Raw genomic sequence first — 13289 nt, 5'->3', positions numbered from 1 at the left:
TCCTAGTAGACCGTGGCGAGCTTGGCGTGGTCGATGTCGTCCGCGTCGGCGTGGTTCTCCCACTCCTTCGGCCCCTCGATCGCCGCCTTCACGATGAGCTTGAACTCGACGACGGCGAGCGCGCCGTAGAGGATCGTGAAGACCACGAGCGAGATGAGCACCTCGAGCCCAGTGACGTTCGGCGATACGCCGTCCTCCGTCTTCATGAGGCCGAACACGAGCCACGGCTGGCGACCCATCTCGGTGAAGATCCAGCCGACGAGGCTCGCGATCATCGGCAGAGGAGCGGCCCAGATGGCGACCTTCCACGCCCAGCCGGCGGGCGTGCGGCCGCCGCGGGTGAGCCAGAGGCCGACGGCCGAGATGAGGGCCGCGAGCGAGCCGAGCCCGATCATCCAGCGGAACGACCAGTAGGTGACCCAGATGATGGGCGTGTAGTCGCCGGGGCCGAACTGCTCGACGTACTGCGCCTGCAGGTCGTTGATGCCCTCGACCTCGCCCGTGAGCGTGTGCGTCGACAGCAGCGAGAGCAGGTACGGGACGCGGATGGAGAAGATCTCGCTCGAGCCGTCGGGGGTGCCGAGCGAGAAGATCGAGAAGCTCGCAGGACCCGCTGTCTCGTAGAGCGCCTCGGCCGCCGCCATCTTCATAGGCTGGGTCGCGACCATCACGAGGCTCAGCTGGTCGCCGCTGAACGCGACTCCGGCGAAGGCGACGAGGTTCGTGATGCCGCCGAACTTCAGGGCGGTGCGCATCGTCTCGTCGTACTGGCCCCTGGCGAGGTGATACGCGGCAACCGCCACGACGACGACGGCCGCGAACATGATCGAGGCGAAGATCGTGTGCGGGAACGACGCGACGACGACCGGGTTCGTCAGCACCGCGACGATGTCAGTGAGCTCGGCGCGGCCGCGCTCCTCGTTGATCGTGAAGCCGACGGGGTTCTGCATGAAGGCGTTCGCGGCGAGGATGAAGTACGCCGAAAGCATCGTCGAGATCGACACGATCCAGATCGACGCGAGGTGCAGCTTCGCCGGCAGCTTGTCCCAGCCGAAGATCCACAGCCCGATGAAGGTCGCCTCGAGGAAGAACGCGAGCAGGCCCTCCATCGCGAGCGGGGCGCCGAAGACGTCGCCGACGAAGCGCGAGTAGTCGCTCCAGTTCATGCCGAACTGGAACTCCTGCACGATCCCCGTCACGACGCCCATGGCGAAGTTGATGAGGAAGATGCGGCCGAAGAGCCGCGTCAGGTGCAGGTACTTCAGCTTCCCCGTGCGCACCCACGCGGTCTGCAGGATCGCCACGAGGAACGCCATGCCGATCGTGAGCGGGACGAACAGGAAGTGGTAAAGAGTCGTGAGACCGAACTGCCAGCGGGCGAGGGCGAGCGGATCGAGCCAGTCGAGCACGGGAGACGGACCGCCTTGCGTCGGGGTGGGGTGGGTTCCCTTCCACCCTAGGAATCGGCACTCGGGGTCGGCAGGGGCCGAAGGTCCCGAATCCCGAGGCGTTCCTCAGCGCCCACCGGGCTCGCGTCGGTAGGCTCGCGCACGTGAACGACATCCTCGACGGCCTGCTCGACACCGTCCAGGAGGTCGACCCGGTGGTGCGGACCCTCCTCGCCGGTCTGTTCATCATGCTCGAGACGAGCGTTCTCGTCGGTCTCGTCGTTCCGGGCGACACGGTCGTGCTCGTCGCGGCGACCGCCGTCGGCTCCCCCGCCGAGTACTTCGCTCTCGTCGTCACGTGCATCGTCGGAGCGCTCGGAGGGGGCTCGATCGGATTCTGGATCGGCCGCACGATCGGCCCGTGGCTCCGAGCCTCGCGGGTGGGTCGACTGATCGGCGAGAAGCACTGGGTGCGCGCCGAGAACTTCCTGGATCACCGCGGCGGCATCGCGGTCTTCACCTCGCGCTTCCTCCCCGTGCTGCACTCGCTCACACCGCTCACCGTGGGCATGAGCACGCTGCGCTACCGCACCTTCATCCTGTGGCTCGCGGCCGCGTCGACGATCTGGTCGTTCCTCTACGTCTCCGTGGGGTCTGCCGCTGCGGGCACGTACCGCGAGCTCGATGGCCAGGTCAGCTGGGCCGCCTACCTGTTCGTCGGCATCATCCTCGCCTTCCTCGCCGTCGTGTGGCTCGTGAAGAAGCTGCTCGACCGCTACTCGGCGCGATTCATGGCGCGCCCCGGCGACGGCGACGCCCGCACGCGCGAGGACTGAGCGCGACGACGGGGGCGGAGCGCGCGCTCCGCCCCCGTCGGGCGTGGGATGCCGTGGCGACTAGCCGAGGAAGCCGTTCTCCTCGAGCCAGCCCTCCGCGATCTCGGCGGCCGACAGCTGGTCGACCGTGCTCTGGACGTTGAGGCCGACGAGTCCTTCGGGGGTCAGCGCGGCGCTGACCTCGTTGATGACGTCGATCGCGTCCTGCGACAGATCGGCGCTCGCGACCGGCACGACGTTCGAGGCCAGGAACAGGCCCTCGGGGTCGGCGAGGGTCACGAGGTCGTTCTCGCCGATGCGCGGGTCGGCGCTGTAGACGTTGGCGATGTTCACGACGCCCTCGAGGAGCGACTCGACGGTCGTCTCGCCCGTGGCCTGGAACTCGACCGTCACGCCGTAGACCTCGTCGAGGCCCGCGGGGCCGTAGGGGCGCTCGGCGAGCTCGGGGTTGCCGCCGAGGATAAGGCCCTCGACGCCCGCGAGGTCGGCGATCGACTCGAGACCGTTGGCCTCGGCGAACTCGGCGGTGACGTTGTAGCTGTCCTGGTCCGTCGCGGACGACTGATCAAGCACCTGCAGGCCCTCGGGCAGTGCGCCCTGGAGCTCCTCGTAAACCTCGTCCTCGGCCGTGGCCGCGGTGTCGGGGACGTAGAACTGCAGGAGGTTGCCCGTGTACTCGGGGAACAGGTCGACCTCGCCCGCCTCGATCGCGGGGATGTACGCGTCGCGCTGGCCGATGTTGAAGTTGCGCTCGACCTCGAACCCGGCCTCCTCGAGGGCCTGGGCGTAGATCTCGGCGATGATCTCGTTGGAGTAGTAGGCCTGCGAGCCGATGACGATCGTCTCGCTCGAGCCCCCCGCATCCGGGTCGGTGCCGGGCTCCAGCGGATCACCCGACGCGCACCCTGCCAGGGCCAATGCCGCCCCGACCACGGTCGCGGTCATCGCGATCCGGCCCTTGTTCCTTGCTGTGAACATCACGATCTTCTTTCTCTCAGGTGGTGGCGGGGGTTCCCGCCGCCGCGCGTCGGCGCGGGGCCGTCGTGCGGAGCTCTGGGGCGCGGCGCGCGCGCACGCCGCGCGGCACCGCGTAGCGCTCGAGCACCGCGAACAGCGCGTCGAGCAGGAGGGCGAGGGCGATGATGAGGATCGCCGCGCCGAGCATGCGGTCGTAGTCGCGCAGCGCGATGCCCTCGACGATCGGCAGGCCGAGCCCGCCGAGGTTGACGAACGCCGCGAGCACGGCCGTCGCGACGACCTGCAGGGTGCCGCTGCGCAGCCCGCCCATGAGCAGCGGGAGCCCGAGCGGCACCTCGACGCGCCACAGGATCTGCCACTCGGTCATGCCCATCGCGCGCGCGGCGTCGATGACGCGGCGGTCGATGACCTCAAGGCCCGCGTAGGCGCCCGCGAGGATCGGCGGGATCGCGAGCAGGACGAGCACGAGCACGGCCGACGGCCCGCGCAGGAGCACGCCCGCGATCATGACGAAGAGGAAGAGCAGGCCGAACGACGGCAGGGCGCGCGCGGCGCCCGAGATGCCGACCGCGATCTCGCGGCCCTTCCCGGTGTGCCCGATGAGCCAGCCGAGCGGGATCGCGATGATCGACGCGGCGAGCACGGCGAGGACCGTGTAGAACAGGTGCTCGCCGATGCGGACGGGGATCGACCGCTGGCCCTGCCAGTTGGCGGGCTCGAGGATCCAGGCGATCGCCTCGAGGAAGAGGTTCACGATGCCCCCTTCACGCGCGTCCACGGCATGAGCCACGCGCCGATGAGGGCGAGGATGCGGTCGAACAGCAGCGCGATCACGACGGTCGCGACGACGCCCGCGAGCACCGATTCGATGATGCCCCGCTGCGAGCCGTTCGTGAACAGGTAGCCGAGGCTGTCGACGCCGACGACGACGCCGACCGTGAGGAGGCTCACCGTGCTCACGGCGACGACGCGGAGCCCCGCGAGGAGGACCGGCCCCGCGAGGGGGAAGTCGACGGCCCAGAACCGCCGCCAGGAGGAGTACCCCATGGCCGTGGCGGCCTGCTGGATGTCGCGATCGACGCTCGCGAGAGCATCCGCCGTCGATCGGGCCATGATCGCGACCGCGTAGATGGTCAGCGCGATGAGGACGTTCGCCTCGCTCAGGAAGGGCAGGCCGAGCAGGGGCGGGAGGATGACGAACAGCGCGAGCGAGGGGATCGTGTAGAGCAGACCGACGAGCGTCAGGATCAGACCGCGCGTGAGCTGGAAGCGGTGGGCGACCCAGCCGAGCGGGATGGCGATGACGAAGCCGAGCACGATCGGCAGGATGCTCAGCCGCACGTGCTCGAGCGACAGCGCGAGGATCTGCTCGATGTTGGCGATCGCCCAGGTCACGACGGGCCCGCCTCCACGAGTCGGCCCGCGACCGTGCCGTCGGCGTCGACGACGACGCGCGCCCCGTCGATCTCGCGGATGCTCAGCGCGCGCTTGCCGCGATCGGCGCCGATGAAGCTCGCCACGAAGTCGCTTGCGGGGTTCGCGAGGATCTCCGCGGGCGTGCCCTTCTGCGCGATGCGCGCGCCCTTCTCGAGGATGACGACCTGGTCGCCGAGCAGGAAGGCCTCATCGATGTCGTGCGTCACGAACACGACGGTCTTGCCGAGCTCGCGCTGCAGGCGCAGGAGCTCCTGCTGCAGCTCGGCGCGCACGATCGGGTCGACTGCGCCGAAGGGCTCGTCCATGAGCAGGATGTTCGGATCGACGGCGAGGCCGCGCGCGACGCCGACGCGCTGCTGCTGCCCGCCGGAGAGCTGGGAGGGGTAGCGATCGGCCATCAGGCGGTCGAGCCCGACGGTGTCCATGAGCTGCAGGGCGCGGGCGTGAGCAACCGTCCTCGCGACGCCATTGAGGCGCGGCACAGTGGCGATGTTGTCGATGACGGTGCGGTGCGGCAGGAGGCCCGAGTTCTGCATGACGTAGCCGATGCGGCGGCGCAGGCGAACGGGATCGATGCGGGCGACGTTCTCGCCGTCGATCTCGAGGTCGCCGCTCGAGGCGTCGACCATGCGGTTGATCATGCGCAGCAGGGTCGTCTTGCCGCAGCCGCTCGAGCCGACGAAGACCGTCGTCCTGTGCGAGGGGATGACAAGACTGAAATCGTCGACGGCGGTCGTGCCGCCGGGGAAGGTCTTGGAGATGGAGCGGAACTCGATCACAGAACGCGACTCCTCAATGTCGATCGCCGCTGATGGGCCACTCAGCGTGCTCCCAGTCAAACAGCCGCATCGTGCGGAACGTGCCCGATCGTGCTCTTTTCCCGGCACATATCCAGAAGATGCGGATGCTCGGCCCACGCCGCCCGGAGACGACGAGAGCCCCCGCCGGTGGGGCGGGGGCTCTCGATCGGTTGCGGGTGGCGCGGGCTACAGCACTCCGGCGACCGTCGCGCGGACGACGCGGCGGGCCTCGTCGAGGAGGATGGGGTCGCCGTCGCCGTGGCGCGCGAATGCGCGGGCGACGAGCGCGTCGATGATCTCGAGCGCCGTGGAGATCGCGAGCCGGTCGCTGTCGCCGAGCGACAGGGCGTAGCGGCGCGCGAGAGCGTCGGCGACGGCTCGGGCGACGACACCGTTGGCCGTCTCATCCGCGCTCGGCGGGAGCAGATCGAGCACGTCGCCGACGCGGAGCGAGCGGTAGCCCGGCTCCGAGCGGAAGAGGTCGACCGTGACGTCGAGGACCGCGAGGAGGGCATCCGTCGCCGTCGCGTGCCCGTCGGCGGCCAGTGCGTCGGCGAGGCGGGCGAGCAGTCGCTCGGAGTTGCGGGCCGAGAGCGACTGGAGGACGGCGATCCGGTCGGGGAAGTAGCGGTAGACGGTGCCGATGGAGGCGCCGGCGCGATCGGCGACCATCGCGGTCGTGAGGCGCTCGTAGCCGATCTCGTCGATGACGGCCGCGGCCGAATCGAGGAGGGCGGCGAGGCGCGCGGTGCTGCGCGCCTGCACGGGTTCATTGCGGATGGGAGCGGACGCGGTGAGGAGCGTCGTGCTCAGTTCGATGGCTGACATGGGCTGGGTACCTTTCGACGACCGGGCTGATGCGATGGTACCGCGCAAATTGAGACATCGACTGGTTTTCCTGTCAGGAATATTCCTCCGCGTCGCGACGCTGTTCGCGGCCGCGAACATCGGCGCGCTTCGCGAGCTCCCCGACCCCCGTGACAGACTGGAGCGATGCCGGCCGTCACTCCCGATCCCGAGCCAGAGCCGCGGTCGTCATGGGCCCGCAGGGCGGCCGCCTTCGAGGACTCGATCCATCGCACGCGCGAGCGCCGCGGCCGCAAGCGCGGTCTGGTGCCGATCGTTCTGCCGTACAGCGGCTACGGAGGGCCCGGCTTCGTGCGCGTCCTGTGCCGCGTTCTGCTGGTCAAGCCGGGATTCGACCTGCGCAAGCCCGCGAGGGCCATCCGCGGCTGGCGGAGCTTCACGAGCATCGCGATCGGCGGCGCCGAGGTCGTCGTCCGCGTCGACGGTCAGGAGTTCACCGTCTACGCCGATCGCGGCGGGGTCGTCGACGTCGATGTCGCCGTCGAGCTCGAACCGGGCCTGCGCACGATCGAGCTGCAGGTGGAGGACACCCCGGCCGTGAAGGCGCCGGTCTACGTCGTGCAGCCGGATGCCCGGGTCGGCCTCCTGAGCGACATCGACGACACCGTCATGGTCACCGCGCTCCCCCGGCCCTTCCTCGCCGCCTGGAACACGTTCGTCCTCAACGAGCACGCGCGCCAGGCGGTGCCGGGCATGGCCGTGCTCTACGAGCGCATCGTGCGCGAGAACCCGTCCTGCCCCGTCGTGTACCTCTCGACCGGGGCGTGGAACGTCGCGCCCACCCTCGACCGCTTCCTCTCGCGCCACCTCTACCCCGACGGCACCCTGCTCCTGACCGACTGGGGGCCCACGCACGATCGCCTCTTCCGCAGCGGGCGCGACCACAAGCGCGAGAGCCTCGAGCGCCTCGCGCGCGAGTTCCCGACCATCCGGTGGATCCTCGTCGGAGATGACGGGCAGCACGACGCGGATCTCTACCGCGACTTCTCCGCGGCCCACCCCGAGAACGTGCGGGCGGTCGCGATCCGTGAGCTGTCGCCCGGCGAGGCGGTGCTCGCGGGAGGCAGGCGGCAGGTCGACGACGCCGAGCGGTCGGTCACGACGGCCCCATGGGTCTCGGCACCGGACGGCGCGGGGCTCGCGCTCGAGCTCGGACTGGCGGGCGTCATCGCCCCGGAGGACACCCCGCGCCTCGACTGACGCGGAGTGAGAGTCCTCTCATCCGGGGGGTCTCCCTGAGCCTCGGTGCCGATAATGAGGGCATGGTGCGCGCGATCGCTGTCCCGACCTGGTCGGTTCGCGCGCGCATCCTCGCTGTCATCCTCATCATCACGACCGTCGGGATGTCGTTCGCCGGCATCAGCGCCTACTTCGTGCAGCGCGAACGGGTCATCGAGAGCATCGACCTGGAGCTGCTGGCCGCCGTCGAGTCGGCTCGGCAGGTCCTCGCCAATCCTCCCGCCGCGGCCGCGGTCGACGAGCCTGCAGTGGACGAGCCGGTCGAGGGGGAAGGCGGCGAGCTCGCGGCCTCGCCCACGTACGAGACGGTCGGCGAGGCCCTCGAGGCGATCCTGTCGTTCGTCGTACCGGGTCGGCATGAGAGCAGCATCGCGCTCCTGAACGGCGAACCCGCCTGGCAGCCGAGCGTCGAGGTCTCGTTCGAGCTCGCCGACGACCCAGCTCTGCTCGCAAGAGCGTGGGAGGAGTCGCAGGGCGGCACCGTCGTGCTCGGAACGGCCACCACCGATCTCCTCGAGGGGGTCCGAGCCGTCCGATACGTCGTCGCCCCCGTCGAGATCTCCGGGTCGACCGAGAGAGGGGCCTTCATCACCGCGATCGACGTGCAGCGCGAGGTCGACGAGGTCGGCGGCGCCTTCGTCGGCTACGCGTGGCTCAGCGCCCTGACGATCCTTCTCGTCGGCGCCGTCGGGTGGTTCGTCGCCGGGCGACTGCTCTCCCCGCTGCGCGAGCTCCGGCTCGCCGCCGAGCGGATCACCGCCAGGAACACAGCAGAGCGGATCCCCGTGAGCACACGCGACGACCTCGGCGCTCTCACGACCACGGTCAACGAGATGCTCGATCGCATCGACGGCGCGCTCACTGCCCAACGCCAGCTGCTCGACGACGTTCGCCATGAGCTCAAGACGCCCATCACGATCGTCCGCGGCCATCTGGAGCTGCTCGATCCGGGAAATCCGTCGGAGGTGCGGGCGGTCCGCGACATCGCGATCGATGAGCTCGACCGCATGTCGGAGCTTGTGAGCGACATCGATGACCTCGCGCGAACGGAGGGCGGTCAGCTCCCGACGGAGCCGACGGACGTCGCCGATCTCACGGCAGCCGTCTTCGGCAAGGCTCAGGCGATCGGTGGCCACACGTGGGTGCTCGCAAGCTCCCTGCCGATCGTCGCCGCGGTGTCGCAGAGCCGCATCACGCAGGCCTGGCTCCAGCTCGCCGACAATGCGGCGAAGCACTCCCCTGCCGGGTCGACCATCCGCATCGGCTCGAGCGCCTACCGGGGGGGCGTCGAGTTCTGGGTCGCTGATGAAGGACCCGGAATCCCCGAGGAGTCCCGCACACGCATCTTCGAGCGCTTCGGTCGTGCCGACGCAGGACGCGGCGTCGCCGGCTCCGGCCTCGGCCTGTCGATCGTCGCTGCGATCGCCCGCGCGCACGGCGGGCATGTCAACCTGGAGACCTCGCCGGCGGGCTCTCGCTTCGGAATCGTCGTGCCGGTCGACTCGGAGGCTCCCGCGTCCCCGGGGGCGTTCGATCTCGACTTTGCGGCCCCTGCTGAGGGAGAGGCCCGATGACCAGCATCCTCGTCGTCGAGGACGAGGCGCGCATCGCGAACTTCGTCGAGAAGGGGCTCACAGCCAGCGGCTACGCCCCTACGGTGGTCGGATCGGGGCGCGAGGCGCTCGACTATCTCGAAACCGGCTCGTTCGACCTCGTACTGCTCGACGTGGGCCTCCCGGGCGGGATGGACGGCTTCGACGTGCTCAGGCGTATGCGCGCGAGCGGTCTCGCAACCCCTGTCATCATGCTGACGGCGCGCGTCAGCCTCGACGACACCGTCCAGGGGCTCGACGCCGGGGCGAACGACTACGTGCCCAAACCGTTCAAGTTCGATGAGCTACTGGCGCGCATCCGTCTGCGGTTGCGGGAATCGGGGCGGAGCACCGCTGACGAAGCTGTTCTTCGGCATGGTGACCTCGAGCTCGACTTTCGCACCCGGCGCATCAGGGTCGGCCAGCAGTCGATCGATCTCTCCGCGCGAGAGTTCGCGCTTGCCGAGCAATTCCTCCAGCACCCCGACCAGGTCCTGTCGCGGGAACAGCTCCTGTCTCGAGTATGGGGTTTCGATTTCGACCCCAGTTCGAACGTGGTCGACGTCTACGTCCGCTACCTGCGGGGAAAAATCGGTGCCGACCGTATCGAGACGGTGCGCGGCATGGGGTATCGGCTCGTATGAGTCGCGGGCGAGGCGCTAGTCCTCGTCGGAGCCGTCCGGGCTGTCGGGGCCGTCCGGGCCGTCCGGGCTGTCGGGGCTGTCCGGGCTGTCGGGGCTGTCCGGGCTCAATACCGACTCCGCCGGGGCGACAGGCGCGGCCGGAACCGGCGCGGGCGCTGACGACGCGGTCGGGGCGGGGGCGCTGCCCGGCACCGTGACGCGATCATCTCGTGAGCCCGCGAAGAACTTCACGTCGCCCCGGAGATTCGAGATCGGGGCGACGTCGACGCTCTCGCTGGAGTTGGCGAGCGGCATCGCGGTCGCGGCGGTCATGGCGCTCCCGGCGAGCACGCCGAGGCCAAGCGCCGACGCGGCGCCGAGGGCGATCCAACCACTCTGTGACATGGCGATCCTCCCTGGGCGATCGGGCGCTCCGGCGGGTGCACGGCGGGGCGCGCGGGTCGCGCCCTCCTCCATGGTGCCAGGATGCGCGGCCAACGGCCCGGGGATGAGAGAACTCTCACCCGCGGGCACCGCGCTCACCAGACGGCGGAGGTCAGGGGCGCGTCGACGGCGGCGACCACGCGATGCGCGCGCTCGATGAGCACGGCGGCATCGTCGGATCCGGCGGCGGATCGAGCGAGGGCGTGCCCGAGGAGTTGCGTGGCCGCGATCGAGTGGGCCCGATCGGCGAACCCGGCCTCGGGCCACGCGAACCAGCGGCGGCGCCAGCCGTCGGCGAGCACCGAGGCGCGCGAGGCTCGGAGGGTCGCCCGGCTGCCGCCGTCGTGGACGACCGTGGCGATGAGGTGGGCGTAGAGCGCGGCGGCGTCATCCGCCGGGTCGCCCCAGCCGGAGGTGTCGATGTCGAGAACCCCCGTGATCGTCGTGGGTGCGCTCGGATCGACGAGGAGCTGGGCAAGGTGCAGGTCGCCGTGCACCGTGCGGCTCGGCGGCGGAGCGCCGCCCGCCCGGAAGCGCCGGGCGATCGCTCGGGAGGTCGTCTCGATGAGGCCGTCGTAGGCGGGCAGCTGCTCCACCAGGCGCTCCTCGTACCAGTCGAGCCGTCGGACGAGGGACGCGCGCGCGGGCGCGGTCGACGGGACGGCGGCGATGCGCTGCATGAGGCGGACGATCTCGTCGAGCAGGGCATCCGGCCCCGGGACGCGGTCGAGCACGGAGATGAGCTCCGACCCGGCGAGCGCCTCGAGGGCGACGAGCCCCTCCTCGCTCCAGCCGAGGACGGTCGGCACGGGGACGCCCTCGTGGCGCCAGTGGGCGTGCTTGGCCTGCAGCGGCTCGGCGGCGGGCGGGCGGACGACCTTGAGGAAGTAGGCGGTTCGCGCGGTGTCGACGCGCACGACCGCGCGCTTGCCGGGGCGGTATGCCGCGAGGCTCACGCGGAGATCCTCGACCGGCAGGCCGAGCCGGGCGAGGACGATCGACGCCGCCTCGGCGTACACGGCGGTGCGCAGCGCGGGCAGAGAGGGGTCGGCCGGGTAGACCCAGACATCGACACGCTCGCCCGTCTCGGGCTGCGTGAGGGTGAGGACCCCCGTGCGCGTCGTGTCGGGGGGCGAGGTCTCGACGAAAACGGTGTGGTCGGCCGTGCCGCCGGCCTCGTCGCGGAGAGTGACCCGGTACCCGTGCGTGAAACCCTGACCCGTCGGCTCGACCTGCAGCGCGTGCGCCTCGACGAGCGTCGCACCGAGCGAACCGGCGACGGCGTGCAGCACATCACGGTGCAGAACCTGGGACTCGGGGGCACTCATCGCTCTCATCATGGATGATCCCGACGCCGTGCGCGAACGCGCCGCGCGCTCTCGACCGCAACTCACCGCGCCTCCTCGCGCCCGGCGAGCCCGCGACATAGCATGGACGCGAGCGACCGAACCCGAAAAGAGGTCGTCTCTCTGGGCGCGTGCTTGCGCGCTCGAGTTCCTCATACCCGACGAGGAGCACCCATGTGGAGCCTGCTCGCGCGCAGCGGCGCGGCCGCGACGGCGCTGACGAGCGCCGCCCTTCGCACGCCTGCGACCGCGACCGCGAGCGAGAGCTTCCACCGCACGATCGGGCTCGCGCTCGCGGGCCTTGTGCTCGCGAGCGGCGCCGCGATCGGCACGCTCGCCCTCACGGTGGAGCCGCACAGCGCCGAGCGCGGCGTGAGCGAGCGCGGCGACGTGAAGACCGTGCGCGACTTCCAGTTGCCGACGCTCTGACCCCCGGCTGGCCCTCTCAGGCCGTGTCGCGCGCTCGCGGCGATTCGCCGAGGCATTTCGGCCCGCAGTCCCGGTACGGCCCCGATTCGCCGGACGCCGCGCGCCGCAGCGTGAGGACCCGGCGCAGGGAGTCGTCGACATCCGCCTCGTCGACGCGACCGGACGCGACGGCGGCGACCAGGGCATCCACGAGAGCGCCCGCCTCGAATCCGACCGTCGACGGATCGCCAGGGAGGACGTAGAGCAGAAGGTCGTTGCCCGCCGCGAGGGCGCGGACGCCGTTCTCGATCGGGTCGCGGTAGCGCGCGTCGCCGGAGCGCTGAAGCATAAGCAGATCATCGGTGACGATGACTCCGTCGAAGGCGAGTTCGTCGCGAAGGATGCGGATCCACGTCGGAGAGAGCGAGGCCGGCAGCGGACTGACGCTGTCGAAGCGCAGGTGGCCGGTCATCACGAGCGGCGCGCCGGCCTCGATGCCGGCCGCGAAGGGGACGGCGTGCGTGGCGCGCCACTCCGCCAGGGATGCCCCCGAGGTCGGGATGCTCACGTGCGAGTCGTCCGGGCTCGCTCCGTGGCCGGGAAAGTGCTTGAGAGTCGACAGCGCGCGCCCCTTCTCGCCGCGGACCGCGGCCGCGACGCGCTCGGCGGCGGCCTCGGGGGTGGCGCCGAGCGTGCGGGGGCCGATGAAGGAACCCGAGCCGATCTCGATGTCGGCCACGACGCCGAAGTTGACGAGCACACCCGCGCTCGCGACAAGGGCGGAGCGGTCGGCGAAGGCCTCCTCGACGGCCTGAGGATTGGCCCCCTGCAGCGCGCGGCCCGCCGGCCAGCCGTCCCCCGGGAGTCGGCGCACGATCCCCCCCTCCTGGTCGATGGCGGTGAGCAGCGGAAGACCGGTATCGGCTGAGAGCCCGCTCGTGAGCTCGAGGGTGGCGGCCGGGTCGCCCGCCATGTTGTCGCCCATGAGGATCACGCCTCCAAGCTCGTGAGCGTCGATGACAGCGCGGATCGCCGCGGCGTCGGTGCCGGGCACATGCACCATGACGAGCGCGGCGACCTTCTGCTCGGTCGTCATCGAGCCGATGCGCTGCGAGACATGGATCTCTGTCGGATCGGCGGCGGGCGGTGCCGAGACGCCGCGCGTGATCGCCGTCGGCTCCTCCGCCGGCTCGGGGACCGGCCCCAGGTCACAGGCGGCGAACGCCGTCAGCGTCGCGAGGCCGAGCGCGAGTGCGACGATGCCGCGATGGATGCCCGGGCGCGCGTCGGGCGCGCGTCCTGCGGCGAGCGTCGGCGGGGGTCGGCGCATC

General features: G+C 70.6%; 14 protein-coding genes. 5 read left to right on the top strand and 9 right to left on the bottom strand.

Annotated features, from left to right (window positions below; genetic code table 11):
• Positions 1-2: 2 nt before the first annotated feature.
• Positions 3-1409 (bottom strand): cytochrome ubiquinol oxidase subunit I, encoded by a 1407-nt coding sequence (locus FHX53_RS05775; protein WP_182490394.1) that lies wholly within the window; start codon positions 1407-1409, stop codon positions 3-5.
• A 143-nt stretch (positions 1410-1552) separates the two neighbouring features.
• On the opposite strand from FHX53_RS05775, the gene FHX53_RS05770 reads away from it, so the two are divergent.
• A complete protein-coding gene (locus tag FHX53_RS05770) occupies positions 1553-2224 on the top strand; it encodes a VTT domain-containing protein (RefSeq protein ID WP_182490393.1) in 672 nt (223 codons plus the stop codon).
• Between the two features lie 60 nt (positions 2225-2284).
• Here the strand turns inward: FHX53_RS05770 and FHX53_RS05765 are convergent, their stop codons facing one another.
• The 5 genes from FHX53_RS05765 to FHX53_RS05745 all read right to left on the bottom strand — a co-directional run bounded on the left by FHX53_RS05765 (position 2285) and on the right by FHX53_RS05745 (position 6267).
• Positions 2285-3202, bottom strand: a complete 918-nt coding sequence (locus tag FHX53_RS05765) for an ABC transporter substrate-binding protein (RefSeq protein ID WP_182490392.1) — start codon at positions 3200-3202, stop codon at positions 2285-2287.
• Positions 3203-3218: 16 nt separating this feature from the next.
• Positions 3219-3956 (bottom strand): ABC transporter permease subunit, encoded by a 738-nt coding sequence (locus tag FHX53_RS05760; RefSeq protein ID WP_182490391.1) that lies wholly within the window; start codon positions 3954-3956, stop codon positions 3219-3221.
• Positions 3953-4597 carry an ABC transporter permease subunit gene (locus FHX53_RS05755; RefSeq protein ID WP_182490390.1) on the bottom strand — a complete coding sequence of 215 codons (645 nt, stop codon included), beginning with the start codon at positions 4595-4597 and terminating at the stop codon, positions 3953-3955. Before FHX53_RS05755 ends, FHX53_RS05760 begins: the two co-directional genes overlap by 4 nt.
• Entirely contained in the window at positions 4594-5418 is an 825-nt protein-coding gene (locus tag FHX53_RS05750) for an ATP-binding cassette domain-containing protein (RefSeq protein WP_182490389.1), read from the bottom strand. Before FHX53_RS05750 ends, FHX53_RS05755 begins: the two co-directional genes overlap by 4 nt.
• Before the next feature lie 207 nt (positions 5419-5625).
• Positions 5626-6267 (bottom strand): TetR/AcrR family transcriptional regulator, encoded by a 642-nt coding sequence (locus tag FHX53_RS05745; protein ID WP_182490388.1) that lies wholly within the window; start codon positions 6265-6267, stop codon positions 5626-5628.
• 165 nt (positions 6268-6432) lie between these two features.
• Between FHX53_RS05745 and FHX53_RS05740 the strand changes: the two genes are divergently transcribed.
• From FHX53_RS05740 to FHX53_RS05730, 3 genes are all read left to right on the top strand, one after another.
• Positions 6433-7506 carry an App1 family protein phosphatidate phosphatase gene (locus FHX53_RS05740; RefSeq protein WP_182490387.1) on the top strand — a complete coding sequence of 358 codons (1074 nt, stop codon included), beginning with the start codon at positions 6433-6435 and terminating at the stop codon, positions 7504-7506.
• A 62-nt stretch (positions 7507-7568) separates the two neighbouring features.
• Positions 7569-9119, top strand: coding sequence for a sensor histidine kinase (locus FHX53_RS05735; protein WP_182490386.1), 1551 nt, complete (start codon positions 7569-7571; stop codon positions 9117-9119).
• Positions 9116-9781, top strand: a complete 666-nt coding sequence (locus FHX53_RS05730) for a response regulator transcription factor (RefSeq protein WP_182490385.1) — start codon at positions 9116-9118, stop codon at positions 9779-9781. The genes FHX53_RS05735 and FHX53_RS05730 overlap by 4 nt, the downstream gene beginning before the upstream one ends.
• 15 nt (positions 9782-9796) lie before the next feature.
• Here the strand turns inward: FHX53_RS05730 and FHX53_RS05725 are convergent, their stop codons facing one another.
• Positions 9797-10165 (bottom strand): hypothetical protein, encoded by a 369-nt coding sequence (locus FHX53_RS05725; protein ID WP_182490384.1) that lies wholly within the window; start codon positions 10163-10165, stop codon positions 9797-9799.
• A 134-nt stretch (positions 10166-10299) separates the two neighbouring features.
• Positions 10300-11532 carry a phosphotransferase family protein gene (locus tag FHX53_RS05720; protein ID WP_182490383.1) on the bottom strand — a complete coding sequence of 411 codons (1233 nt, stop codon included), beginning with the start codon at positions 11530-11532 and terminating at the stop codon, positions 10300-10302.
• Positions 11533-11724: 192 nt separating this feature from the next.
• Here FHX53_RS05720 and FHX53_RS05715 point away from each other — a divergent pair, with 192 nt between their 5' ends.
• Positions 11725-11979, top strand: coding sequence for a hypothetical protein (locus tag FHX53_RS05715; protein WP_182490382.1), 255 nt, complete (start codon positions 11725-11727; stop codon positions 11977-11979).
• A 16-nt stretch (positions 11980-11995) separates the two neighbouring features.
• Here FHX53_RS05715 and FHX53_RS05710 read toward each other — a convergent pair whose 3' ends face one another.
• Positions 11996-13288, bottom strand: coding sequence for a glycoside hydrolase family 3 N-terminal domain-containing protein (locus FHX53_RS05710; RefSeq protein ID WP_182490381.1), 1293 nt, complete (start codon positions 13286-13288; stop codon positions 11996-11998).
• Between the last annotated feature and the right edge of the window lies 1 nt (position 13289).

Origin of the sequence: Microcella alkalica (assembly GCF_014137945.1) — a bacterium.
GTDB classification, from domain to species: Bacteria; Actinomycetota; Actinomycetes; order Actinomycetales; family Microbacteriaceae; genus Microcella; species Microcella alkalica.
Note: the sequence above shows the minus strand (reverse complement) of the source record. Positions and strands in the feature narration are given on the sequence as shown.

Excerpts from the sequence above, each read along its gene's own strand:
- FHX53_RS05745 (WP_182490388.1), bottom strand. The coding sequence starts at position 6,267 with ATGTCAGCCATCGAACTGAGCACGACGCTCCTCACCGCGTCCGCTCCC.
- FHX53_RS05765 (WP_182490392.1), bottom strand. The coding sequence starts at position 3,202 with ATGTTCACAGCAAGGAACAAGGGCCGGATCGCGATGACCGCGACCGTG.
- FHX53_RS05740 (WP_182490387.1), top strand. The coding sequence starts at position 6,433 with ATGCCGGCCGTCACTCCCGATCCCGAGCCAGAGCCGCGGTCGTCATGG.
- FHX53_RS05710 (WP_182490381.1), bottom strand. The coding sequence starts at position 13,288 with ATGCGCCGACCCCCGCCGACGCTCGCCGCAGGACGCGCGCCCGACGCG.
- FHX53_RS05720 (WP_182490383.1), bottom strand. The coding sequence starts at position 11,532 with ATGAGTGCCCCCGAGTCCCAGGTTCTGCACCGTGATGTGCTGCACGCC.
- FHX53_RS05715 (WP_182490382.1), top strand. The coding sequence starts at position 11,725 with ATGTGGAGCCTGCTCGCGCGCAGCGGCGCGGCCGCGACGGCGCTGACG.
- FHX53_RS05735 (WP_182490386.1), top strand. The coding sequence starts at position 7,569 with ATGGTGCGCGCGATCGCTGTCCCGACCTGGTCGGTTCGCGCGCGCATC.
- FHX53_RS05730 (WP_182490385.1), top strand. The coding sequence starts at position 9,116 with ATGACCAGCATCCTCGTCGTCGAGGACGAGGCGCGCATCGCGAACTTC.
- FHX53_RS05725 (WP_182490384.1), bottom strand. The coding sequence starts at position 10,165 with ATGTCACAGAGTGGTTGGATCGCCCTCGGCGCCGCGTCGGCGCTTGGC.